We start from the raw sequence: 24,290 nt of genomic DNA on the forward strand, positions 1-24,290 counted from the left end.
AATAAACTAGTTTTTTTTTAATAACTGTTATTCAGCATCACCGGCATTACCAACATTAGAACGTCTTCATTTTCGTCATTGGTTTGCGGAATTAAAAGCCCTGCCCTGTTCGGAGTAGAAAGTTCTAAAGTAACCTCATCACCACTTAAATTGCTCAACATTTCAATTAGAAAACGGGCATTAAAGCCAATTTCAAGGTCTTCACCATCATATTGGCAACTTAAGCGTTCATGTGCCTCGTTCGCAAAATCCAAATCCTCGGAAGAAATATTTAATTCGCTTCCGCTGATTTTTAACCTTACCTGATGCGTCGTTTTGTTGGCAAAAATTACAACCCTACGGAGCGTATTTAAAAACAAGCCCCTGTCAATAACCAGTTTATTAGGATTATTGGTTGGAATAACTGCCTCATAATCTGGATAGCGCTCGTCTATTAAACGACACACTAAGTTTATATTTTCGAACTTGAAGAAAGCACTTGTAGCATTATAATCTACTGATACATTTATATCAGTTGAAGGCAAGGCAGCTTTCAAAAGTGTTAAAGCTTTTTTGGGAAGAATAAATGAGGTGGCTTTATCAGCTTTGCTATCCATACGGCGGTATCTTACCAGTTTATGTGCATCGGTGGCCACAAAAGTGATGTGCTGAGGAGACAGCTGACAAAATACCCCTGTCATTGCCGGGCGCAGCTCATCGTTACTTACCGCAAAAATAGTTTTGGTAATGGCTTCGGTTAAAACCGATGCGGGTAAATTTACAGAAGATGCATTTTCAACTACGGGAATCTTCGGAAAGTCATCGCCATTTTCACCACTTAATTTATATTTACCATCACCCGCACTGATCTCAATGGCAAAGGTACTATCATCAATATTAAATGCAATCGGTTGATCTGGTAACGTTTTTAACGTATCTAATAAAATTTTAGACGGAACGGCTACTTTACCTTCTTCCTTTGATTCTACAGCCAAAGCGGTTGTCATACTGGTTTGCAGATCGGTAGCAGAGATCGTTAAGTTTCCATCTTTAATTTCGAAGAGAAAATTTTCTAATATAGGCAAAACCGTACTGCTGCTTGATGCACCATTTACGGTTTGTAAGTGTTTTAACAGCGTTGATGTGGATACAATAAATCTCATGATATTATTTAGTATTCTTCAAAAATATAAAAATTATTTAGCGTACTTGTATTTGCGGTAATAATGTTGAAAAATCGCAAAGAATATTAACAATAGCAATGGCGCCAGAACATTTATAAATTGCCATTTCGTTTTTTCAAGCTTAATTTTGGCTTTATCCAGTAATCTGATTTTTACTTCTTTATTCCGCAGCGCAATTAAGTTATCATTATCCGTAAAATAATCAACGATGTTAAGTAACAAGGCTTTATTACCAAAGGTGCGCTGCGAATATCGGTCAAAACCCAGGGGGAAGGGTGATCCGTTCTGTTCAGATACCTGGTTTTTAAAGATATCGCCGTCGCCTATCACAATCATTTTAGCGGGTTTTCCTACACTGGCTGAGGTATAGGGTTGCTTAATCGTTGCGGGTAAGGGGCGCCCGGCAAAAACAGACGGAAAATTACCTTCCAACATCAAACCAACATGCTGTGGTTTACTTTGAAAAGAACGTGGATCCAACTGCTCGCTTAACATTTGCAAGCTGAACAGCTTCGGCACATTAAATACTTTGTTATAAGGAGAAGTACTTAAAATGTACGATTTCTTTACTCCTTTAACTCCGATCGTATCTACCGTGCTCGGAAATTCAGATTTTACTCCATCCAGCTTCTTCACCACACTTTCAGCCGTATCGGGCAATAAAATCGGGTAATAAATCCATGGAACCAGCTGCATCTGGTTTTGTCCACCTACCACTCCCGTTGAGACCGGAATTTCGGCACTGTTCGCAGGATCAGCTATGATATTATAATTAACCCTTGAGCCATACATAAATAGCATATCGTCCAGGTTAAGGTTGTTATTAATGGCCATTTGCCCGCTTTTACCACGCAAACTATCCAGTTCGGCATTTACCTGATCGATACTCCACAACACCCGCCCGCCATTCATTACAAAATAGTTGATTTTGTATTTCTCCGCTTCAGTAAAAGGTTTCCTGGGCTTGGCTATGATGAGCATTTTCAATTTATCCAGTCCTGCTTTGTCGATACTATTTAAATCGATACGGCCCACCAAATAACTGTTTGACAGGGTATGGATCGCATCTGCCAGCTGCAGATCAGAAAGCTCACCATTTGACTCAGAGAACCCAATCCTGGGGTTATCACCCAATATCACCTTTTTTAAACCTGAAGTAAATATATATTCCAGATTTTCAATCGCACGGTTGATATTGTCTTCATAATTCCCCCGGGTATCTAAATTCTGGAAAAGTTTAATCGGGAATTCCTTACCTCCGCTTTCCATCATGGCCATCGGAAATACAAGCTTCTGCGTTAAGCCACTTTCTGTTTTAACACTTAAATTGGTGGCTTCTATGCCTCTTTCATACAAATTATTGATCACCGTATCCTGATCGGCCTGGTTAAGACCGGCTAAGGGGTCGACAAAAACCACCTTTACGTCTTTTTTGGCATAGGCTTGATAGTCAGATAAGATATCAGAAACTGCAGCCTGGAGACGCTTAAACGCGGGTGGCAGTTCTCCGGCTAAAAAAACGGTAATCATTACCGGCTTTTCGTTATCCTCCAGCAAGGCTTTTGTTTTTTCGCTTAGTGTGAAACGTTTATCGGCCGTAAAATCAAAACGATAAAAAGCGTATTGACCTACAATTAAAATGATCAATGCCGCTATAACGATGATGAAGTTACCCCATTTATGCTTTAGTTTCATTACCTTTTCCCTCCTATCATCAATTTAGTGATTAATAAAAACAGAACGGAAAACGTAATAAAGTAAATCAGATCCCTGGTATCTAAAACACCACGGCTTATCGAAGTATAATGTTGATTGATCCCTAAATTCCTAATGATATTCCCGATACTTTGAAATGCAGCCAGCTGACTGCTATAATCAAAGCCTAAAAAAGCGAATGCACATAAGGCCGCGCTGATTACAAAGGCAATAACCTGATTTTTAGTTAATGCAGAGGAGAAAATCCCCATTGATGTAAAGGCAGCGCCTAATAAAAACAGGCCAATGTATGAGCCAATAACCGATCCCGAATCGATATTTCCTTCAGGAAAACCCAGCTTTGAAATACTATAATAATAAATTAAGGTTGGGATCAGGGCAAATAACACCAAAACCAGGCTCGCTAAATATTTTGCCACAACGATCTGCCAAATGTGGATGGGGCGGGTAATTAAAAGTTCAAAAGTGCCCTCTTTCCTTTCTTCAGCAAAAGCGCGCATCGTAATGGCCGGAATGAGAAACATAAAAAGATAAGGCACTAAACTAAAAAAGCCATCGAGTTCGGCATAACCATAATCGAGTATCGAAGTATCAGGAAAAAACCAAAGTAACAGGCCAGAAACCAACAGAAAAATGCCAATGGTGATGTAAGCCACCATCGAACTTAAAAAACTGAATAACTCGCGTTTAAAAACTGCGTACATAGTTAAATTTAAATACCGAAGTTAAGAAATATTTTTTCGTTAGGCTATCCGGGGCAACATCGCTCAACTTTACTTAGATGCTAAATAAATAGGCAAACCTAATGCCTACAAACCCTTTGGTATTGGTTTTACTAAGGCCAAAAATATCGCTTTTACCCGTCCAGCCTTCGTATCTGATGCCAAGATCGAGTTTATTACCTCCTGATAATTTAAACTGGTTACCAATGCCAGGCGACCAAATGAACAGTTTTTTTTGTTCGTTATTTAAAGGCAGTGCGGCACCCAGTTGACCTTCTGCATAAAAGCTTTCGCTCAACTGATATTTTAATCCGGCTTTTGCAGGAATATAGGTTAAATCCTGTACATTAAACAATTGATTTCTTTTGCCAAAGAAATTCATAAAACCTGCATTTAATGTTACTGCGAGATTTTCTGCAACCGGCAGATCAGCTTTTACCGAAACGCCCAGGCCAATACCGGATAGGTTAGAGAAATTGCCTGATGGTAAACCAATTTCTGCCGCAATACCAATGCTGGCGTTATTTTGAGCCTTTAAAAATGATGGGCTTAAGAATAAAAAGCCAATAAGTATGGTTATGATGTTGATGCTACGCATGAATTTAAGCGGTAAGTTTTCTGAAAATATCTTCTAATGATTGTTGTTGGTGCATTTTTTTAAGTCCCTCTAACGAATCGTTTGCTACCATTTTACCTTTGTTCATAATAATAATATCATCACAAATGGCTTCAACCTCTTGCATAATGTGGGTAGAAATCACAACCGTTTTAGCTGTACCAAGCGTTTTGATAAGCTGCCTGATATCCACAAGCTGGTTAGGATCTAATCCGGAAGTAGGTTCATCTAAAATTAGAACCGACGGGTTATGGATGATCGCCTGGGCCAGGCCTACCCTTTGGCGATACCCTTTCGATAACATCCCTATCTTTTTATGCTGCTCTGGCGTTAACCCCACCATTTTAACAACTTCATCAATCCGGGCAGGTAAATTGACAATTTTATAGGTCTGTCCAACAAAACTTAAAAATTCCTTTACATACATATCGGGATAAAGAGGCGTATTTTCAGGAAGGTAGCCAATGTGCTTCTTGGCTTCAATGGCATCAGAAAAAATGCTTTTACCAGCAATTTCAGCCTCGCCTGATGTAGGTTCCAGATAACCGGTAAGCATACGCATCGTGGTCGATTTACCAGCGCCATTTGGTCCTAAAAAGCCAAGAATACGTCCCGGCCTAGCTTCAAAACTAATCGCATCTACTGCTTTTTGCTTATCGTAATGTTTAGAAAGATTTTTAACTGAAATACTCATTTTGCATGTTTAAAATCAAATTTTCTACAAGTTATTGAAGTTAAATTAAGAAATATCGTCATTGCGGGAGGAACGACAAAGCAATCTTATAATGACGAACAAACTAATTAATATGCGCTGAACTTAACTTTTTATTATACCTGAACTTATCCAGCTCTTCTGCTGCCTGCGGCAAATTATCGCCAGATAATATATCTGCACCATTATTAACCAAATGATAATAAATATTTTTTACCGGACTGGCTATGGCACTTTTATCAATATTACCCATGGTACCTAAAATAGTAGTAATGCCTTTATTGTGTAAGTATTGATATAATTCTTTGTCTGGTGCGGAAACACCGACAAAAGCTACAATGCGGTTATTCGGGATCCCCAGTCCATTTAACCGTTTCAATTCTGCTTTTTTCTGAACAGATGCCGAAATCATTAATTCTGGCGCCAACTGATGCACCTCCTTTGCCTGATCTGCTGTGTAGGTGATGATAATGGAGTTACTTTCCGCTTTATACTGCCTAACTTTTTCAATCACTTTTGCATAAGAAACGCCTTTTTTCAAATCAATAGTCAAGAGCACTTTTCCTTTGCTCCAGCTGAGTACGCTATCTAAAGTGGGAATTTTAAATTTTGTTTCTTTGCCTTCATTATCTTTAAGGTTAAAGGCTTTCAGCTCTTCATGAGTATAACTGCCAATCGGCCCTTTCCCTGTAGAAGTACGGTCGAGCAGATCATCGTGCATAATCACCATTACGGAATCTTTACTGTAAGCAATATCAAATTCGATTACGACCGGATTATAAGTAGTGGCATTATCGAATGTTTCGATGCAGTTTTCGGGATAACCTGGCATTGGCCCTCCGCGGTGCGCGCTAATTAGCGGAAAACGGTTCTCTGGCGTCCACTTCAATAATTGATATAACTCCGTAATGGTATTGAATTTAATATAGTGATGCTTTTTCTCCTTTGGCGTGCATGAGGTAAACAGTATAACAATAACCAGTAATAACAAATGATGGAATTTCATGATTCAAAAGTAGGAAAAAATGAAAGATAGAAGCGGTAAAATAGCATGTTAAATATCTACTGGGTTAAATGAATAGCTATTAAAGGGTTAATGGGTTAATTGTTGAAATCGGTTAATTGGATTACCCTCTAACCCATTGATAAAATTAGCATTGCATTTGATGATAACTATCCTTTTGTAATTAATATTTAAAAAATTATGGCCACAAATTGGCCATCTAAACCTGATTGCAGCGGACACGATCCCGATTTTTCATCAACAGAAATAAAGCAGAAAACAGGGCATCTGAAACCCATTAGCACTGACCCTGCTTTTCAAAATGCCTAAACCATATAAATGATTTAAGAAAATATGAGCTGATTGGCCAAGCATCTGATTCTTTAAAAAGATGCGGGAAGAATTCTGATAGTGATTAAACCAACACAACGATAGCATTGCCTTTGCGTTGGATCAAAAACCTTCAACCTTATACCTTTAAACCCTCCGCCTTTTTATTATCTTTGCTGCATTATGGCTCAAAAGAATAACGACGAACAATTTAAAAATGTAATATCACATGCTAAAGAATACGGTTTCGTATTTCAGAGCAGCGAAATATATGATGGCTTAAGTGCTGTTTATGATTACGGCCAATTGGGTGCCGAGTTAAAAAACAACATAAAAACCTATTGGTGGAAAGCCATGGTGCAAATGCACGAGAACATTGTAGGGATTGACTCTGCAATTTTTATGCACCCAAAGGTTTGGAAGGCCAGCGGACACGTGGACGGCTTTAACGATCCGATGATTGACAATAAAGATTCGAAAAAACGTTACCGCGCCGATCAGTTACTGGAAAACAAAATTGATGAACTATATTCGGAATTAGCCAGCTTCAGTGCGGAAAACAAAGCCAAATTTGAATCGTTTCAACAGGAGATATTGGGTTTAAGTGACGAAGGACAAGCTGCCTGGATCCCTGGTTTTAAAGATGAAGAAACGATTTTAGATAATACAAAATATCCATTTGTTGATGAGGCCAGCTGGAGATTTGTTAGAAAGGGTTTGGCGCTTGAAGTAGAAATGAACCTTGCACTTAAATCTGAAAACCTAGCACAGTTAAAAGATCTAATCGTAAACTATAAAGTAATCTGCCCGATTTCTAAAACTTCAAACTGGACCGACGTGCGTCAGTTTAACCTGATGTTCAGCACCCAATTTGGTGCTATGGCCGAAGGCAGTGATGAGGTTTATCTTCGTCCGGAAACCGCCCAGGGAATTTTTGTAAACTTTTTGAATGTTCAGAAGTCAGGCAGGATGAAAATTCCTTTCGGTATTGCGCAGATTGGTAAAGCTTTCAGAAATGAGGTAATTGCCCGCCAGTTTATTATGCGTATGCGTGAGTTTGAACAAATGGAAATGCAGTTTTTTGTTCGCCCGGGTGAAGACAAAAAATGGTTCGAATACTGGAAAGAAGCACGTTTAAAATGGCATAAGGCTTTAGGCGTAAACCCAGAAAAATACCGTTACCACGACCACGTTAAACTGGCGCACTATGCCAATGCCGCTACCGATATTGAATTCGAATTCCCATTCGGGTTTAAAGAAGTTGAGGGTATCCACAGTCGTACAGATTTCGATTTGAAGCAGCACCAGGAATACTCCGGCAAAAAAATGCAGTATTTCGATAATGATTTAAATGAAGATGGTAAACCTTACGGCAATTATATCCCATATGTAATCGAAACGTCTATCGGTTTAGACCGTATGTTCTTGTTAACGATGATCAATGCGTTTGAAGAGCAGGATTTAAGCACTGAAGATAAGCAAGACAGCCGTACTTTATTGCGTTTACACCCTGCTTTGGCACCATACAAAGTAGCTATTTTCCCATTGACCAAAAAAGACGGTTTACCGGAAAAAGCACGCGAAATTATGGATGAACTGAAATTCGATTTCAACTGTATTTACGAAGAGAAAGATGCCATTGGTAAACGTTACCGCCGTCAGGATGCAGTAGGTACGCCTTTCTGTATCACAGTTGACCACCAGAGTTTAGAAGACAATACGGTTACGATTCGCCACCGCGATAGCATGGAGCAGGAACGTGTAGCCATTGCCGATTTAACTGGTATTATTGGTAAAGCAACCAGCTGGAAGGCATTGTTGGCTTAAAAGTATAAATTCGTCATATAAAACGGAGTTCAACAAAGCCGAGAACCAAGTAAGTACGCCGCGAAGCTAGATCTGCATTGAATAGATCTCTCCACTCCGCGATGCTTCGGTCGAGATGACGATCATTTTATTCAGTCGCAGGTTTTACCCCTGCGACTTTTTTTATTCGAAGTAAACTGGTTGAGCTGTTTATAACTATTATACGAGCGGGAAAAACATGTGAAAAAGCTCTATACCTTTTTATTAGCAGTTGACTAAATTCATTCTACTTACACCAATATTGAATAAATCACTTAAAGGAATGATATATTTGTTTAGCGATCAACAGCATTGATATGAAAATTCCACAGAAGTTTTTTGCCCGTCGACATGAAATTGCGGCAGATTATTTAAAAGAATTAGACAAACACCTTGACGACATTGTATCTGGCCGTGCCACAGAAATGTTTGAGGTAAGAGATTTTGCTGAGCTTATTCATGTTCACCCTACACATTTAAGCAATACCATAAAAGCCGCTACCGGGCACTCGCCCTGTTATTTTTTCGAAGAGCGCTTAATGGAAATATCCAAATCGATGTTACATCATGTAAGCATGCCTATTGCCGAAATTGCCAGGATATTAACTTACGATCCATCTAACTTTACCAAATTTTTTAAACACTTCGCTGGCCAGACGCCAAAACAGTATCGCGAGGCTTATTTCGAATCTTTAGCTACCAGTAAGGAAATCGCCACCACATAAAACTTAAACAGTCACCATTTTTACTTAAGCTGTCACCATTTTTGCAGCCGATTTCCATCTAATTTTGTTAACAAATAAAAAGAAAATGGAAACACAAAATAAAATTGCCCTGGTAACCGGCGGTAGCCGTGGATTGGGAAAAAACGCAGCCATAAAAATCGCCTTAAAAGGAATCGGTGTAATTTTAACCTATCAATCTAAAAAAGAGGAAGCAGATGCTACCGTAAACGAAATTAAAGCACTGGGTGTACCGGCAGCAGCAATTCAGTTAAATGTTGGCGATGCCAAAACTTTTGACGCTTTTTTCAGTGAGGCTAAAAGTGTATTAAAATCTGTCTTCAATGCCGAAAAATTCGACTTCCTGATCAATAATGCAGGGATTGGCATCCACGCTTCATTTGCTGATACTACGGAGGAACAATTTGATGCCCTGGTAAATATCCATTACAAAGGCGCTTTCTTTTTAACCCAGAAAGCCTTGCCCTTATTAAATGATGGCAGTGGAATCATTAATATTTCATCGGGACTGGCTCGTTTTGCAACCCCGGGCTATGCCGCTTATGCTGCTATGAAAGGTGCGATAGAAACCTTAACCAGATACCAGGCCAAAGAGTTAGGTGCAAGAGGAATCAGATCGAACGTTGTGGCTCCTGGTGCAATTGAAACTGATTTTGGTGGTGGAATGGTACGGGACAATGATCAGATTAATGCCGCAATCGCCGCCAACACTGCTTTAGGCCGTGTGGGCTTGCCAGATGATATTGGGGGTGTAGTTGCATTTCTATGTACCGAAGAGGCAAGATGGATTAACGCCCAGCGTATTGAAGCATCAGGCGGTATGTTTTTATAGACTTTTCGCTATTTTTAACCACCGAGGCAAAAAGACCACACAGAAATTAACTTTTGTGAACTGGTGTCTTGGTGGTTATTTTTTCGATATAGCTTGTAAAGGCCGAACATTGCTTCAAATCCCTCATCAGAAAATAATCTGCATCAAACGGCGTTATTCATGAAAACCATCTGATGCGTAAAATAATTTTACCTATTCTTTTATCCTTATTCTTCGTTACCGGCGTAAATGCCCAAAAGTGGACAGATGCCGAGTTCCGAAGGGCCAATACCGCAGTAAATGCTAATTATTTAACTAACGAGGAAAAAAATGTAGTGATGTATATGAACCTGATCCGCATTGATGGCGAAAAGTTTTATTGTACTTTTTTAGAAGATTACATTAACAACTATAACGCTAAGGTAAAGCAATATAGAAATTTCAACCAACTGCGGATTGCCCGCAACAACAGTTATTATACCTCTTTATTAAAGCACTTGAAGGGCATAAAAAATCTACCGGTATTTTACCCCAACGGTAAATTGACTGATTTGAGCCGTAGTCATGCGCAGGATCTTAACCGAAACAACCTCAGCACACATGAAAGCAGCAACGGGGATCGGTTTTCGAAGCGTATATCCAAATATTTCCCAAACAAAGCCATGAGCGAAAATATCGACTTTGGTTTCTCAAACAGTTTGGACATAGTATGTCATTTATTGTTGGATTGTGGCGTACCTTCCCTTGGTCACCGGTTCACCCTGATCGATCAGAAATACAAACTAAATACTGTTGGTATAAGTATCCAGCCCCATCCGTCTTACACATGGTGTGCAGTAATTGATTTTGTGGCCCTACCCTCTGCTGATGTTGAGGAGGAGTAACACATCAATGATCTTTTACCCGGGCAATAAAAATTTAATTGTAAATTGCGCCTAAAAATAATAACGAATAATTTAAGTAATGCGCAAAGCAATTTTAGCCATAATTGATTTTTTTTACCCCCCTTTTAAAAAGTTTATTTCCCTCCATAATTTCAGGTATATGGCCACTGGCGGCGGCACCTTGCTACTGGGTATCCTGAGTTATTATTTTGCCTATTTTGTTATTTTTAAAACAGAGGAAGTAAATTTTGGGACATTTGTGCTTCAAAGAGAAACTGCCTCATTATTAATAGACTACGTTGTTGCCATTCCAACCAGCTTTTTGCTCAACAAATACGTTATATTTACACATAGCGAATTAAAAGGAAGGGTGCAGCTTTTCAGGTTTTTGAATCTTCAGTTTATCAATATACTGGCCACTTATGTTTTTCTGAAATTTTTATTGGAACTTTTAAGAGATTATCCAACTTTATCCATTTTATCAAGAATACTTGTTTCAGTATCAATGGCTCTTTTCAGTTACCTGTATCAACATTATTTCACTTTCAGTGTGAAGAAAATCGGAGATAAAACAGGCAAGCAGGATTAATCAACCGCAGCAATTATTGGCCACGGAAGCGCAGAAAGCACGGAATTAATGTTGCCAAAAAATAAAGCTCAGGGGATAAGCACAGGCCTTCGTAACTAAACGGGATGGAAGCGACATCCTCCGATTTTTTCATCGGGGATATTGTGAACAGCCCGGCCGGAGCCTACCGATAAATTACTATAGCACCTTTCCAAATCATCAATCTATTTACTCTTTTTGAAAAGCAGTTGCACAAGCATTTGGGTTTCTTCAGTCCCGCCTTCGCTTCAAGTCCTCACTCGTGCCTCGCTCCGGGCTTTATGCACCAGTCGGGTTTAGGTAGGCATGATAGTACGGCTATTTTCGTTTTATAGCTAATCGCAGAGAAACCCGGTTTCATATGCATAAGCACCTGTAAATAAACGGGATGGAAGCGACATCTTCCGATTTAAGCACTATTTTTTGTCTTTTTTTGGAGTACTTGGTTGTTTCACAGGTTTCATTGGAGATATAGCGAACAGCCCGGCCGGAGCTTCCAGATAAAACGCTACAGCACCTTTCCAAATCATCAATCCCTCATTTTAGTCACCAGAAAACCTTTATTACCTTAACCTGTTAATTTATGCAGCTGCTTTCTTGTTAAGATAAAAACAACATCCTAACTTAGCTGCCGACCAACTTATTTCATAAACAAAGCATGAGCCATTTTAATGATTTTAATAATGCGCAGGTAGCTAAATTGCCCAATCACTTAAAGCAGTTTATTGTTGCACAAAATTACGAGAAATACACACCTGTAGACCAGGCCGTATGGCGGTACGTAATGCGCCAAAATTATAGTTATCTTAAAAATGTAGCTTATTACCCTTATATAAAAGGCTTACAACGAGCCGGTTTGAGCATCGAATACATTCCTGATCTGCAAACGATGAATGATAATCTGGGTAAGATTGGCTGGGGTGCCGTAACGGTTGATGGATTTATTCCACCCGCAGCTTTTATGGAATACCAGGCCTATCGGGTATTGGTAATTGCTGCCGATATCCGCCAGATTAACCACATCGAATACACCCCGGCACCAGATATTATACACGAAAGTGCCGGCCATGCACCCATTATCGCCGATACCGATTACAACAATTATTTAAGTTATTTTGGTTCTATTGGTGCAAAAGCCATGTTTTCGGCAAAAGATTTTGAGCTTTACGAGGCCATCAGAAAATTATCCATTCTGAAAGAAGCGGTAGATGCGGATGAATTACAGATTGCCCGGGCAGAAAAGGAACTGCGCTATATTAGCGAAAATATGGGCGAGCCCTCTGAAATGGCATTACTGGGCCGCTTACACTGGTGGACAGTTGAATATGGCTTGATTGGCACTTTAGAAAACCCGAAAATTTATGGTGCCGGCTTACTTTCATCTATTGGAGAAAGTGCAACCTGCATGAAAAATGATGTAAAAAAACTTTGGTACAATATTGATACGGTTAACTATGCTTACGATATTACCAAGCCGCAACCGCAGCTTTTTGTAACGGAAACATTTCAAAACCTGATTGATGTTTTGGAAACCTTTGCCAATACCATGGCCTTTAGAAAAGGTGGCGCTGAAAGTATAATGAAAGCCATTGCCTGTAAAAATGTAGCCACTGCTGTTTACAGTTCCGGCTTACAGGTTAGTGGGATTTTTACCGATATGGGCATTAACCCTAATGATGAAGTAACCTTTATTAAAACTACAGGACCATCTTCACTGGCCTTTAGTAATAAACAACTTACCGGACATGGAAAAGATTACCACGCAGATGGCTTTTCATCACCTGTTGGCCGTTTGAGGGGATCAGAAAAACCATTAGAGGATTACAGTCTACCGGAACTACAATCACTGAACATCATCAAAGGTGAGAAAACCGCATTAACATTTGAAAGCGGCATCAGCGTAAGGGGTACGGTTAAAGATATGATTATAGAAAACAATAAGCTCCTTTTAATTGCCTTTGACGATTGTACGGTTACCGAAAGTAACGGAAATATATTATTTAAACCAGAATGGGGTACTTACGACATGGCTGTTGGGGAAAAAATCGTATCTGTTTTTAATGGCGCTGCAGATAAAGATGCTTATGAAGAGATTACCTTAATCAGTAAAGAAAAAACGCATCATATTACTTATGATGATAAAACGCTAAAACTGCATGGTTTATACCGGGCAGTCAGGGCGATTAGGGAAAGTGGTGAAAACCTGGATCAGCTTGGCGAAATCTTCTTTAAACTAAAAACAAGCCACAGGCAAGACTGGCTTTGCGCACTGGAAATTCTGGAGATTATTTACCATAAAGAGATTTATCCTCAGCTGGAAAAGGAAATCCAGGTCTACCTTGAAATTAAGGCCGGTAAAGAACCAGATCACACCAAATTAATCAATGATGGTTTACATGTGATTAAAAATCCGGTAAGTCAGCTGCTTGTGGAAGATTGATTTATAGCAATTCTTTTATGATAAGCATGAAGTAAAAATCACAGGTAATGTGATTAACACCATTTAAAAAGTATTTTTTAATTACTAATTGGCGATAAAATCGCCAGTTTCAATAATCCTCGTTACAAACGAGGACTATGACAAAGAACCTTTTAACTTTACAACAATTTTTAACATTTCTTAATGAACATTATAATTACAGGTGCCAGCAGCGGAATCGGTTTCGAAACCGCTTTAGAGTTTAGCTTACAGAAAGAAAACAAGATTGTTGCTATTGCCCGTTCGGCAGATAAGCTGCGTAAACTGCTGGAGATTGCCCGCGGCATTAATCCCGACTGTACCCTTTTACCGGTAGAGTTTGACATTGTAAACGATGACTATGCCGCACTGATTCCTTTTTTGAAAGAGCGTTTAGGCACGGTAGATATCCTGATCAACAATGCAGGAGCTCTAATCAACAAACCGTTTTTAGAAACTACGGAAATTGATCTGGGCGAGATGTTACAGAGCAATGTGATTTCCCATTTCAGAATGATACAAAATATTTTGCCTTTAATGCAAAGTGGAAGCCACATTGTAAACATTGGCAGTATGGGTGGTTTTCAAGGGAGTGTTAAATTCCCCGGACTTTCAGCATATTCAGCTAGTAAGGCAGCCTTACACACCCTAACAGAATGTCTGGCTTTTGAATTGGCAGAAACCGGAATCAAAGTGAATTGCCTTGCCCTGGGATCTGCACAGACAGAAATGCTGGAAGCAGCTTTTCCCGGATACCAAAGCCCTGTGATGGCTTTTGAAATGGGAAAATATGTTGCTGATTTTGCCAAAACCGGGCATAAATTTTTTAATGGAAAAATTTTACCTGTAGCAGTTACCACACCGTAATCTTATATTTTTTAGTAATTTGCAATATCGAAAAACTAAAAAACCTATGGAAACAAATTCTCCTTTTAAAACAGCAGATAGCGGCAAGAATGCGGCAATAGTAAGCTACTTTTGGTTTATTGGCTGGTTAATTGCCTATTTTGCCATGTATAAAGACAACCAGACTGAACTAAGCAGGTACCATTTAAAACAAACACTGTTGTTCCATCTGGTGTCAACCGTATTGAGCTGGGCATTAAGTCTACTGTTAATTCCATTAATTTTTTCAACAGGCTTTGGAGGCAGTTATTATATTCTGCGTATCGTTCAGATCGGACTTTTCGTATTGTGGATAATCGGATTAATTGCCGCCATCCAGGGAGAAAAGAAACCAATTCCTTTAATTGGCGACAAAGCTCAAACCATGTTCCCAAATATTTAATCGAAGCTAAATATTTAATTTAAGTCCGGGTTAATGCAACCGGACTTTTTTGTTTTAACTGGTTTTCAACATTTTAATGCACTTTATATATTTTTCATATCTTTGGTTCCAACATATGAAGAAAATAATAGTCCCGATTTTGTTTTTCATTTTGTCTGCCACAGCAGGAAAAGCCCAAACAATCTTACCCGCACAGTACCAGGAACTGGTAAAGAAATTAGTGGCCAGTCTTCCAAAAAATACTACGGTAACAGAGAAAAGTTCTTCCACAAATTCGACTACGCTTATCGATTTTGCCAAAAGTATGCTGGGTATACCCTATCGTTATGCCACAAGCAACCCAAAAGTTGGTTTTGATTGTTCCGGCTTCGTGAGTTATGTATTTAGTAATTTCGGTTTCAAAGTTCCACGTTCTTCCAGAGAGTTTAGCTATGCGGGTAAGGAAACCAGTTTAGAAAATGCAAAAGTGGGCGATGTGCTGATTTTTACCGGCACTAATTCAAGAATAAGAAGGATCGGTCACGTAGGGATTGTTTATTCGATTGACGAGAACGGGATCAAATTTATCCATGCTTCCTCGGGTAAAGCACATCAGGTAACCATTACCGATCTGAACGGCCATTATAAAGATCGTTTCATGAAAATTGTAAGTATCCTTTAATTACTTTTTATACTTCCACATTCTTGTCTTGCCCTCTGCAAGCCATGCTAAAGTGGTTTCCAATCTTTTTAATCTGGTCGCTTCGGTTTTGGCTTCTTCAAGCCATAATATATAATCTTTTTTATTGGAAGGACTAAAATTCTGGAATACCGCTAACGCTGTGGGATCTTCTTGTAAAGCCTCCATAAAATATTGCGGTATAATAATTTCTTTTTTCTCTGTAGATTTTGGTTTTGAAGGCCGCTTTATATTATCCTCATTTAATTGAATAGCCTGCTGAATGTAAGCGATCAGGATTTCATCTGAAGGCAGGTCGTCAAAAGATTTTATTTTGCCCAGTAAGCCCATGGATTCAGACCGTTCTTTAAAAATACCGTACTCATCATTTATTAAAGCTCCTTTCCAGAAACCAAAGGCGCAATGATGTTTGAAGGAAGCCATGTGGCAAACCGTACCTTTATAATCAAAGAACGGCATCCCCCATTTAATTTTTTCTTCAATCCGCGCATCAGCTTTATGTACCAGATTCCTTAAATGATCTAAAATAGGAATAGCAAATTCTGCCGAATTGATAATGTATTGATCTACTTGAACACTGGTATGCATAGCCGAAAATTTAGTTCATAAATCTACAGCAAAACAACCTTTAAAGCAAGATCCACATCCCCCGTATGCAGAAATTTCTTCGCCAGTTCATGCAATTCCCTTTCGCGGTTGGTGCTGTCGCCAATAGTAGCATCGAGTATTTCTTTTACTCCCGGATTTGTGCTGATCAGATCAATTTCTTCATCAGTTGGTAATTGCTCCACGTTGCCGAGCATACCCAAATCGTTTCCGGTTAATACTTTCGAAAAACGGACTGCTTGTGGTAAACGGTCTACACCAATACCCAGTTTAGCTAAAGGTTTAGCCACCTTAAACAAATTATCACTGGTTACCCGGCAATACCAATCGCCACCCAAACGGGCAACGAGGTCCATTTTATGCTGATCTATTTTGCCATTTTCATCTAAAACCGCCTCATTAATATGAATCACTTTTATTTCAGCCAGTACGAGGTTTCCGGCACCGTGGTGATCACCTAAAGCAATCACTTCATTCACCACACACTCAAACTGCACTGGCGCTTCTGCAACTCTTGGTGGCCGAACCAGATCAGATTTTAACATCGTAAATCCCGCCTTCTCAAACTCATTTACGCCTTTGGCATATTCAGTACTGGCCAAACTCATCTGCTGCACCATATCGTAATTTACAATATTGATCACGCATTCTTTAACCTCCAGAACATTTTCCAGGCTATGTTTAGTGGTATTATCGCGCACTCTCCTTGATGGCGAAAAAATACAGATCGGTGGATTGGTGCTGAACATATTAAAGAAACTGAAAGGGCTTAAATTTATATTTCCTTCAGCATCAATAGTAGAGGCAAAGCAGATCGGCCGCGGGGCGATAGCATATTGCAGGTAGTTTTGTAGTTCTACCGGGGTTAAATCGGATATATTTAAAGTTAGCAAGAGTATTTTGTTAAATGTTGATAAAAGGTTAAAAACTGAGATTACAATAAAGAGTGTCCGTCATTTCGAGCGAAGTGCAACGAAGTCGAGAAATCTATCTCTAGGAAGATCTCTCCGTTGCGCTACGCTTCAGTCGAGATGACGATCCTTTCATTAAACTGTTATTCTGTTTATTTTACTTTTTCTTCAAAGCCAGGATAGAAAAATCTGTATCGGCCTTTGTAATCGTATTGGTTAATGCACCCAAACCCGTTATCTCCATCTCTACCACATCACCCGGCTGCAGCCATTGCACTTTATAATTCGGATCGTTAAGTAAACCGGTACCGTTTAACTCCAGGAAACAACCTGTCCCAACTGTTCCTGAACCAATTACATCTCCGGGCAGAATATCTACACCGTAGGCACAACGCTCTATAATTTCGGCAAAAGTCCAGTCCATATCGGCAGCGTTTCCTTTTGATACCTCAATGCCGTTTACCCTGCAGGTCATTTTAAGGTCGTAAGCGTTACCCACATGTCCTTCTTTAGGTGCAACTTTATACTGCAGCAATTCATCTGGTGTTACCAGCCATGGACCAATTACGGTAGAAAAATCTTTTCCTTTTGCAGGGCCTAAATTCAACAACATCTCTTCCATTTGCAAAGTACGGGCACTCATATCGTTCATTACCATGTAACCTGCAATATATTCATCTGCTTCGGCAGCTTTAATGTTTCTACCTTTTTTACCAATAACAACGGCGAGTTCCAGCTCGAAATCCAGCTTGTCAAAATGATCTGGCATGCATTCAATTTCACCTGTTCCCTGAATAGCATTATGATTGGTAAAATAAAAGATCGGATACTCATCAAATTGAGGAATCATATCTACTTTTCTGTTTCTGCGTGCCGCAGCAACATGCTGCCTGAAAGCGTAACCATCACGGCAACTGGTAGGATGCGGAACAGGTGCTAAAATCTCGTAAAAAATTTCTTCTTTAGCGGCTAAACTACCCTCTTTTATCTGGTCATCTATCCTTTTTGCTCTTTCCATTAACACTTCGCCACCTTGTAAGAACATATTCATATTATCCGGAAGCAATTTATCGCAGCTATTTAAATTATAAATATGCCCCTCGATAAATATGCCCAGATGCTCCCTGTCTTCGGTTTTATAAGATACTAATTTCATATATGATTTGGTTAAATACGCGGTAAAGCTAAGCAATTAGCCCATTCAAAATAAAACTTAAGCGTGATTATTTTAATAAGGTATTCTTGTGAAGATGTAACTAAAGATAATTAAAATTTTAACTTTTAAATAAAATACTTACCTTGGTACCATTAAAACCATGATCTTAAAAGCATTACATATTAATTTGGTAAACGACGCCATTGCAGCCCGTCGCTACAGTATGCTATCCAAGCTGATCATGGCTCAGTATTCACTGTAACTTTCATCTACCTTTCTTTTTATTTGAAACGCATTGCCGTTTTAATTGTTCAATTATTAGGATTTTTCTTTCTAACCATAACATCATTTAATTATGCCTGTTTATCATAAAATGGGGCAGATTCCAGCTAAACGTCACACGGTTTTTCGTAAGCCTGATGGGAATCTTTATGCCGAAGAACTGGTATCAACCGAGGGTTTTTCCAGTTTATATTCATTGGTTTATCATTGCCATCCGCCAACCATTGTAAAACACTTAGGCGAGCCATATAGTGTTGAGCCAAAAATAGCGCGCGAAAAGCACTTGAAACACACCAGTTTAATCGGTTTTAACATTAAACCGGAAGATGATTTTCTACAAAGCAGAAAAGCTGTTCTGGTAAATAGTGATCTGCATATCGTTCTGGCTGCGCCAAGAAAGTCAATGACCGATTATTTTTATAAAAATAGTCAGGCCGATGAGATGATTTTCGTACACGAAGGTTCCGGAAAACTGAAAACAGGATTCGGAGAAATTAAATTCGCTTATGGCGATTATCTGATTATCCCCAGGGGCACTATTTATCAGATGGAATTTGATGCGGAACAAAACAGGTTGTTCATTGTAGAAAGTTTTAGTCCGCTAAGGCCGCCAAAAAGATATTTAAATCAATATGGGCAGTTAATGGAGCATGCGCCTTATTGTGAACGCGATTTGAGACTGCCAGAAAACCTGCAGACACATGATGAGTATGGTGATTTTAAAGTACTCATTAAAAAGCAGGGCTTAATATATCCTTATACGTATGGCACACATCCTTTTGATTATGTAGGCTGGGATGGTTATCATTATCCCTATGCTTTTTCTATACACGATTTTGAACCGATTACAGGCCGGTTACACCAGCCACCTCCGGTCCATCAAACTTTCGAAGGGCACAATTTTGTGGTTTGCTCTTTTGTTCCACGTAAATACGATTACCATCCTGATTCGATTCCTGCGCCTTACAACCATAGCAATGTAGATAGTGATGAAGTGCTTTATTACGTTGATGGTGATTTTATGAGCCGCAAAAGCGTGGTTAAAGGACAGATTACGCTACACCCGGGCGGTATCCCGCATGGGCCACATCCGGGTACAGTGGAAAAATCAATCGGAAAGGAAAAAACCGATGAGCTGGCGGTAATGATCGATCCTTTTAAGCCTTTAATGCTTACGCAGGAAGCCTTGGATATTGAAGATGAAAGCTATCATAAAAGCTGGCAGGAAGGATAGCCAGGAGTCTTGAGTCCTTAGTCTTCAGTCGGAAGTCTGGAAACCGAAGATAGAGTTCATTTAAATAGTCAGAAGTCGGGATAAGACCAAATTCCGAAGATAAAATGCATAGAAATATTCAGGAGGAACATAGACCGAGGATAAAGTGCAAAGGGAATAAATGGTGAGCAATTATCCAACATTTAAACTTTACAACATTCAACCTTATAACATTTAACAACAACATATCATATCCGACTTCGGACCTCCGACATCGGACTTAAATAATAAACAAATGGAAACACAAACATTCGCAGAAAAAATATCAAAAGCACCAGATTTTCTGCCTATTAACGGAACAGATTATATCGAATTTTACGTGGGTAACGCCAAACAGGCCGCTCACTATTATAAAACCGCATTTGGTTTTCAAAGCTTAGCCTATGCAGGGCCAGAAACAGGCGTACGCGATCGTGCATCTTATGTATTGCAACAGGGTAAAATCAGGCTGATCTTAACCACAGCACTAAAATCAGATCATCCAATATCAGAACATGTAAAAAAGCACGGAGATGGTGTAAAAGTACTGGCGCTTTGGGTTGATGATGCTTATAGTGCTTTCGAAGAAACCACAAAACGTGGTGCCAAACCTTACATGGAGCCAAAAACCTTAACAGATGAACATGGTGAGGTGAAAATGAGCGGCATTTATACATACGGCGAAACGGTACACATGTTTATTGAGCGCAAAAATTATAATGGCACTTTTATGCCAGGTTACCGTGTATGGGAAAGCGATTATCAACCCACAGATACCGGCCTGTTATATATTGATCATTGTGTAGGAAATGTGGGTTGGAACCGCATGAACGAAGCCGTACAATGGTATGAGGATGTGATGGGCTTTGTAAATATTCTTTCTTTTGATGATAAGCAGATCAATACAGAATATTCTGCCTTGATGAGTAAAGTGATGAGCAACGGGAATGGATATTCGAAATTCCCGATCAATGAGCCGGCAGAAGGTAAAAAGAAATCGCAGATTGAAGAATACCTGCAATACTATGAAGGAGAAGGCGTTCAGCATATTGCCGTAGCTACAAAAGACATCGTTAAAACAGTTAAAGAACTAAAATCACGTGGTGTTGAATTTTTAAGTGCGCCACCAGAAGCTTATTACGACATGATGCCGCAGCGTGTAGGCAAAATTGACGAAGAAATATCTTTATTAGAGAGTCTGGGCATTTTAGTCGATTGTGATGAGGAAGGTTACCTATTGCAGATTTTTACTAAACCGGTTGAAGACCGCCCTACCCTTTTCTTCGAGATTATTCAACGTAAAGGTGCACAAAGCTTTGGCGCAGGTAATTTTAAAGCACTATTCGAATCGTTGGAGCGCGAGCAGGAATTAAGGGGTAATTTATAGTGTAATAGTAATTCCGTCATCTCGAGCGGAGTGCAACGTAGTCGAGAGATCTGCTCATATAAATCTCTCCATTTCGCTTTGCTTCAGTCGAGATGACGGCTAATTATCACTATAACACCTCTCCCAAATGCTTGTAATTCGATTTTATCGTATCCAGAACCTCACTCATTTTCCCACCCAGCATTAATTTCGCCATCGATTCTGTCATGCCTTTTATTTGCTCCCATTCTATTTTTGGTGGCATTGCCAAAGCATTCGGATTGGTCATGATATTTAACAAAACAGGCCCGTTTTCATTCAGCGCATAACTAATTGCAGTTTCCACTTCTTCGGGTTTGGTTACGCTCATTCCTTTAAATCCCATAGCCTGTGCTACCAATGCAAAGTCTGGATTAACCATATCAGTTTCATTATCTGGCAAACCATCAACCTCCATCTCCAGTTTCACCATTCCCAGGGCCATATTGTTAAAAACAATCAGTTTTACAGGCAGGTTATATTGTTTGATAGTAGCCAGATCGCCTAAGAGCATGGATAAGCCGCCATCACCACACATGGCAATGACCTGTTGTTCAGGATGTGCCAATGCAGCACCAATGGCCATTGGCATGGCATTCGCCATAGAGCCATGGTTGAAGGAACCCAGCATTTTACGTTTGCCTGTTCCATCAATAAAACGTGCTCCCCAAACGCAGCACATACCGGTATCAACAGTAAAAATGGCATCATCAGCCGCTAAACGGTTTATCGTTTCGGCTACAAATTCGGGCTGGATTTTATTTTCCTCACCCTGATCTTTAACATAAACCTGCTGCCTTTCCTTAACCTTCTGATAGAATTCTAATTGAGATTGCAGGAAACTATCGTCTTTTTTCTCGGAGATGATTGGTAATAAAGCTTTTATGGAATCACTGATGTTTCCACATAAACCCATGGTCAGTTTAGCCCTTCTGCCCAATCGTTCAGGCTTTTCATCAATCTGCACAATTTTGTTCTTAACCGGCATAAAATTAACATAGGGAAAATCTGTTCCCAATAAAAGCACTACATCAGCATCGTGCATGGCATGGTACCCTGATGGCTGTCCTAAAAGACCTGTCATCCCCACTTCATAAGGATTATTGTATTGTATACCCATTTTCCCTCTGAAAGAAAATCCCACCGGTGCCTTTAATTTGGCTGCTAATGCTACTACTTCATCATGTGCTTCGGCTGCACCGATACCGCAATAAATCATAATTTTCTTTTCACCATTAAGCAGGTCTGATAAATCTCTCAACTCCTGATCAGATGGACGGATCATCGGTTTATTGTTGAATAGTTGCATAGAAGTTACACTTTCCACCGCATCCAGTTGTGCCACATCGCCGGGCAAGCCAAAAACGGCAACGCCTTTTTTATGAATGGCATGCTGAACAGCCGTTTGAAACATCCTGGGCACCTGCTCGGCAGTGGTGGCTATCTGGTTATAGTAACTACAATCGTCAAATAATTTTATGGTATTCGTTTCCTGGAAAAAGTCCATTCCAAATTCGCCTGTTGGAATGGTTGATGCTATGGCAATAACCGGAACATGACTTCGGTGTGCATCATAAAGACCGTTAATTAAGTGTACATGACCGGGACCACAGCTACCCGCACAACACGCGATTCCGTCAAGTTCGGCCTCGGCGGCGGCAGCAAAAGCCCCCACTTCTTCATTGCGTACGTGGATCCACTTTATCTTGCCATTTCTTCTTACAGCGTCGTTGAAATAATTCAAACTGTCTCCGGTAACGGCGTAAACTCTTTTTACGCCAACCTCAACCAGCATGTCTACCAGTTGTTCTGCAACATTTTTACCCATGAAAATACTTTTTAATGATGGATTTGATATACCTAATAAATAGTAGAAGCTGGTGGATTGTTTTAGGCTAAAAGCAAAAAGAACCAATCTGACCCTGAAAAGACTTTAGATCGATGGTAACATCTGTAAGCAACAACAGCTGAATGAAGTTTCTTCACTAAAACTTCATAAATGAAGTGCACCTTTGAAATAACAAAACACGAAGCGATTTCAATTTTGTTAAATTCTAAAAACTCATAATTAGTTTTTTAGTTTTCCGGTTACCCTTATCTGATACCTCATGTATTGCAAAATACATGAGGTTTTTTTGTTAAATTATTCAATAATGCTCCATTTAGAATTATGAAATATCTGAAGGTTTTTTATAGATCTTTTTAACAGTATTCGTCACCCTGAACCGAGCCTCGCGAGTTCACCGATGGTAATTTATTTCAGGGTCTATCTAACAAAAAGATGCTGACCACGAAGTAGCTACAAGGCAATTGAAAATACTATTTCCACTTGTAAAACAAGTTCAGCATGGCGACCTCATTAAGACCAGAAGTTAATACGAATAAATATTAATCGAGCCTAAGTAAATTTCTGCTATCTAATTTTTATAAAAAGTGGACTAAGCCACCTACTCATGCTGATTTCACTGATATTAATTGCATTACAAGGGCAAAAATCAGATATGCCCAAGCTGTTTTTTGAAAAAGAAAGAGATTCATCTCTGAAAAAGAGAGGTCAACTTTAAAAACCGGAGTTCTCTAAATCACCCCGCACTTTCTTTAAGCATCTGGTACAAATCGGTTGCACCGCCGTCAAACTTGGTTCCGTTAACATAAAATGAAGGCGTTCCGTTTACGCCACTTCGTACGCCGCTATCAAAATCATCTTCTATTTTTTGTTTAATCTCTTCTGAAGCACTGTCTCGCTGAAACTGCTCCAAGTCTAAACCAATCGTTTCTGCCAATTCGTCAAACAGCTCAACATTTAGGCGGTATTGATTTTCATAAAGTGCATCGTGCATCTCCCAAAACTTGCCTTGTAATCCAGCCGCTTCTGCAGCTACAGCAGCCGGAAATGCGAACTCGTGTGCATTTGCTAAAGGAAAGTGGCGAAAAACAAATCTGATCTGATGGCCAAAAGTCTCCTCAATTTCTTTCATAATCGGGTAGGCATCACCGCAATACGGACACTGATAATCGCCAAACTCCACAATGGTAATACTTGCCGTATCATCCCCTTGAGTATGATCCAGATTGCTTATTTCAGGTTTTAATGTACTCAT

General features: G+C 39.5%; 22 protein-coding genes. 11 read left to right on the forward strand and 11 right to left on the reverse strand.

Going from position 1 to position 24,290, the window contains the following annotated elements; all coding sequences use genetic code 11:
- Positions 1-17 precede the first annotated feature (17 nt).
- From dnaN to DV942_RS06070, 6 genes are all read right to left on the reverse strand, one after another.
- The gene (gene dnaN, locus DV942_RS06045; protein WP_090988080.1) at positions 18-1,142 is read right to left on the reverse strand and encodes a DNA polymerase III subunit beta; all 1,125 of its coding nucleotides are present in this window, start codon (positions 1,140-1,142) and stop codon (positions 18-20) included.
- Positions 1,143-1,175: 33 nt separating this feature from the next.
- Positions 1,176-2,858, reverse strand: coding sequence for a gliding motility-associated ABC transporter substrate-binding protein GldG (gene gldG / locus DV942_RS06050; RefSeq protein WP_145856093.1), 1,683 nt, complete (start codon positions 2,856-2,858; stop codon positions 1,176-1,178).
- Positions 2,858-3,583: a gliding motility-associated ABC transporter permease subunit GldF gene (gene gldF / locus DV942_RS06055; RefSeq protein WP_145856095.1), complete on the reverse strand. Its 726-nt coding sequence runs from the start codon at positions 3,581-3,583 to the stop codon at positions 2,858-2,860. The genes gldG and gldF overlap by 1 nt, the downstream gene beginning before the upstream one ends.
- A 73-nt stretch (positions 3,584-3,656) precedes the next feature.
- Positions 3,657-4,199: a hypothetical protein gene (locus DV942_RS06060; RefSeq protein ID WP_145856097.1), complete on the reverse strand. Its 543-nt coding sequence runs from the start codon at positions 4,197-4,199 to the stop codon at positions 3,657-3,659.
- 4 nt (positions 4,200-4,203) lie between these two features.
- The gene (locus DV942_RS06065) at positions 4,204-4,911 is read right to left on the reverse strand and encodes an ATP-binding cassette domain-containing protein (RefSeq protein WP_145856099.1); all 708 of its coding nucleotides are present in this window, start codon (positions 4,909-4,911) and stop codon (positions 4,204-4,206) included.
- A 103-nt stretch (positions 4,912-5,014) separates the two neighbouring features.
- On the reverse strand, positions 5,015-5,935 hold the full coding sequence (locus DV942_RS06070) for a glycerophosphodiester phosphodiesterase family protein (RefSeq protein WP_145856100.1): 921 nt from the start codon (positions 5,933-5,935) through the stop codon (positions 5,015-5,017).
- A gap of 510 nt (positions 5,936-6,445) precedes the next feature.
- Here DV942_RS06070 and DV942_RS06075 point away from each other — a divergent pair.
- The 9 genes from DV942_RS06075 to DV942_RS06115 all read left to right on the forward strand — a co-directional run bounded on the left by DV942_RS06075 (position 6,446) and on the right by DV942_RS06115 (position 15,559).
- Complete coding sequence (locus DV942_RS06075) at positions 6,446-8,089, forward strand: glycine--tRNA ligase (RefSeq protein WP_090988068.1); 1,644 nt, start codon at positions 6,446-6,448, stop codon at positions 8,087-8,089.
- Positions 8,090-8,424: 335 nt separating this feature from the next.
- Entirely contained in the window at positions 8,425-8,832 is a 408-nt protein-coding gene (locus DV942_RS06080; protein ID WP_145856102.1) for a helix-turn-helix domain-containing protein, read from the forward strand.
- Positions 8,833-8,917: 85 nt separating this feature from the next.
- Positions 8,918-9,682, forward strand: a complete 765-nt coding sequence (locus tag DV942_RS06085) for an SDR family oxidoreductase (protein ID WP_145856104.1) — start codon at positions 8,918-8,920, stop codon at positions 9,680-9,682.
- A 173-nt stretch (positions 9,683-9,855) separates the two neighbouring features.
- Positions 9,856-10,545 (forward strand): CAP domain-containing protein, encoded by a 690-nt coding sequence (locus DV942_RS06090; RefSeq protein WP_145856106.1) that lies wholly within the window; start codon positions 9,856-9,858, stop codon positions 10,543-10,545.
- A 79-nt stretch (positions 10,546-10,624) separates the two neighbouring features.
- Positions 10,625-11,134 carry a GtrA family protein gene (locus tag DV942_RS06095; protein ID WP_145856109.1) on the forward strand — a complete coding sequence of 170 codons (510 nt, stop codon included), beginning with the start codon at positions 10,625-10,627 and terminating at the stop codon, positions 11,132-11,134.
- 676 nt (positions 11,135-11,810) lie between these two features.
- On the forward strand, positions 11,811-13,592 hold the full coding sequence (locus DV942_RS06100; RefSeq protein ID WP_145856111.1) for an aromatic amino acid hydroxylase: 1,782 nt from the start codon (positions 11,811-11,813) through the stop codon (positions 13,590-13,592).
- 183 nt (positions 13,593-13,775) lie between these two features.
- A complete protein-coding gene (locus tag DV942_RS06105) occupies positions 13,776-14,477 on the forward strand; it encodes an SDR family oxidoreductase (protein ID WP_145856113.1) in 702 nt (233 codons plus the stop codon).
- Between the two features lie 46 nt (positions 14,478-14,523).
- Positions 14,524-14,898 (forward strand): DUF4870 domain-containing protein, encoded by a 375-nt coding sequence (locus DV942_RS06110; protein WP_145856115.1) that lies wholly within the window; start codon positions 14,524-14,526, stop codon positions 14,896-14,898.
- A gap of 115 nt (positions 14,899-15,013) precedes the next feature.
- Entirely contained in the window at positions 15,014-15,559 is a 546-nt protein-coding gene (locus tag DV942_RS06115) for a C40 family peptidase (RefSeq protein WP_090988050.1), read from the forward strand.
- Here DV942_RS06115 and DV942_RS06120 read toward each other — a convergent pair whose 3' ends face one another.
- From DV942_RS06120 to DV942_RS06130, 3 genes are all read right to left on the reverse strand, one after another.
- Positions 15,560-16,165 carry a YdeI/OmpD-associated family protein gene (locus tag DV942_RS06120; protein ID WP_145856116.1) on the reverse strand — a complete coding sequence of 202 codons (606 nt, stop codon included), beginning with the start codon at positions 16,163-16,165 and terminating at the stop codon, positions 15,560-15,562.
- A 23-nt stretch (positions 16,166-16,188) separates the two neighbouring features.
- Positions 16,189-17,076, reverse strand: coding sequence for a flavin reductase family protein (locus tag DV942_RS06125; RefSeq protein WP_145856118.1), 888 nt, complete (start codon positions 17,074-17,076; stop codon positions 16,189-16,191).
- A gap of 175 nt (positions 17,077-17,251) precedes the next feature.
- Positions 17,252-18,250 carry a fumarylacetoacetate hydrolase family protein gene (locus DV942_RS06130; RefSeq protein ID WP_090988044.1) on the reverse strand — a complete coding sequence of 333 codons (999 nt, stop codon included), beginning with the start codon at positions 18,248-18,250 and terminating at the stop codon, positions 17,252-17,254.
- Between the two features lie 355 nt (positions 18,251-18,605).
- On the opposite strand from DV942_RS06130, the gene DV942_RS06135 reads away from it, so the two are divergent.
- Both DV942_RS06135 and hppD read left to right on the forward strand, forming a co-directional pair.
- Positions 18,606-19,766, forward strand: coding sequence for a homogentisate 1,2-dioxygenase (locus DV942_RS06135; RefSeq protein ID WP_134203951.1), 1,161 nt, complete (start codon positions 18,606-18,608; stop codon positions 19,764-19,766).
- A 274-nt stretch (positions 19,767-20,040) separates the two neighbouring features.
- The gene (gene hppD / locus DV942_RS06140) at positions 20,041-21,171 is read left to right on the forward strand and encodes a 4-hydroxyphenylpyruvate dioxygenase (protein ID WP_145856120.1); all 1,131 of its coding nucleotides are present in this window, start codon (positions 20,041-20,043) and stop codon (positions 21,169-21,171) included.
- 109 nt (positions 21,172-21,280) lie between these two features.
- Here hppD and DV942_RS06145 read toward each other — a convergent pair whose 3' ends face one another.
- A complete protein-coding gene (locus DV942_RS06145) occupies positions 21,281-23,017 on the reverse strand; it encodes a thiamine pyrophosphate-dependent enzyme (RefSeq protein WP_145856122.1) in 1,737 nt (578 codons plus the stop codon).
- Positions 23,018-23,771: 754 nt separating this feature from the next.
- On the reverse strand, positions 23,772-24,290 hold the full coding sequence (locus DV942_RS06150; RefSeq protein ID WP_145856124.1) for a DsbA family protein: 519 nt from the start codon (positions 24,288-24,290) through the stop codon (positions 23,772-23,774).

It is taken from the genome of Pedobacter suwonensis, assembly GCF_007833675.1.
GTDB classification, from domain to species: domain Bacteria; phylum Bacteroidota; class Bacteroidia; order Sphingobacteriales; family Sphingobacteriaceae; genus Pedobacter; species Pedobacter suwonensis.

What these genes read in the sequence shown, in the direction of transcription:
- gldF (WP_145856095.1), bottom strand. Translation starts at nt 3,583, where the DNA reads ATGTACGCAGTTTTTAAACGCGAGTTATTCAGTTTTTTAAGTTCGATG.
- DV942_RS06075 (WP_090988068.1), top strand. Translation starts at nt 6,446, where the DNA reads ATGGCTCAAAAGAATAACGACGAACAATTTAAAAATGTAATATCACAT.
- hppD (WP_145856120.1), top strand. Translation starts at nt 20,041, where the DNA reads ATGGAAACACAAACATTCGCAGAAAAAATATCAAAAGCACCAGATTTT.
- DV942_RS06060 (WP_145856097.1), bottom strand. Translation starts at nt 4,199, where the DNA reads ATGCGTAGCATCAACATCATAACCATACTTATTGGCTTTTTATTCTTA.
- DV942_RS06065 (WP_145856099.1), bottom strand. Translation starts at nt 4,911, where the DNA reads ATGAGTATTTCAGTTAAAAATCTTTCTAAACATTACGATAAGCAAAAA.
- DV942_RS06135 (WP_134203951.1), top strand. Translation starts at nt 18,606, where the DNA reads ATGCCTGTTTATCATAAAATGGGGCAGATTCCAGCTAAACGTCACACG.
- DV942_RS06085 (WP_145856104.1), top strand. Translation starts at nt 8,918, where the DNA reads ATGGAAACACAAAATAAAATTGCCCTGGTAACCGGCGGTAGCCGTGGA.
- dnaN (WP_090988080.1), bottom strand. Translation starts at nt 1,142, where the DNA reads ATGAGATTTATTGTATCCACATCAACGCTGTTAAAACACTTACAAACC.
- DV942_RS06120 (WP_145856116.1), bottom strand. Translation starts at nt 16,165, where the DNA reads ATGCATACCAGTGTTCAAGTAGATCAATACATTATCAATTCGGCAGAA.
- DV942_RS06105 (WP_145856113.1), top strand. Translation starts at nt 13,776, where the DNA reads ATGAACATTATAATTACAGGTGCCAGCAGCGGAATCGGTTTCGAAACC.
- DV942_RS06115 (WP_090988050.1), top strand. Translation starts at nt 15,014, where the DNA reads ATGAAGAAAATAATAGTCCCGATTTTGTTTTTCATTTTGTCTGCCACA.
- DV942_RS06100 (WP_145856111.1), top strand. Translation starts at nt 11,811, where the DNA reads ATGAGCCATTTTAATGATTTTAATAATGCGCAGGTAGCTAAATTGCCC.
- DV942_RS06110 (WP_145856115.1), top strand. Translation starts at nt 14,524, where the DNA reads ATGGAAACAAATTCTCCTTTTAAAACAGCAGATAGCGGCAAGAATGCG.
- DV942_RS06150 (WP_145856124.1), bottom strand. Translation starts at nt 24,290, where the DNA reads ATGAGTACATTAAAACCTGAAATAAGCAATCTGGATCATACTCAAGGG.
- gldG (WP_145856093.1), bottom strand. Translation starts at nt 2,858, where the DNA reads ATGAAACTAAAGCATAAATGGGGTAACTTCATCATCGTTATAGCGGCA.
- DV942_RS06145 (WP_145856122.1), bottom strand. Translation starts at nt 23,017, where the DNA reads ATGGGTAAAAATGTTGCAGAACAACTGGTAGACATGCTGGTTGAGGTT.
- DV942_RS06090 (WP_145856106.1), top strand. Translation starts at nt 9,856, where the DNA reads ATGCGTAAAATAATTTTACCTATTCTTTTATCCTTATTCTTCGTTACC.
- DV942_RS06130 (WP_090988044.1), bottom strand. Translation starts at nt 18,250, where the DNA reads ATGAAATTAGTATCTTATAAAACCGAAGACAGGGAGCATCTGGGCATA.
- DV942_RS06095 (WP_145856109.1), top strand. Translation starts at nt 10,625, where the DNA reads ATGCGCAAAGCAATTTTAGCCATAATTGATTTTTTTTACCCCCCTTTT.
- DV942_RS06070 (WP_145856100.1), bottom strand. Translation starts at nt 5,935, where the DNA reads ATGAAATTCCATCATTTGTTATTACTGGTTATTGTTATACTGTTTACC.
- DV942_RS06080 (WP_145856102.1), top strand. Translation starts at nt 8,425, where the DNA reads ATGAAAATTCCACAGAAGTTTTTTGCCCGTCGACATGAAATTGCGGCA.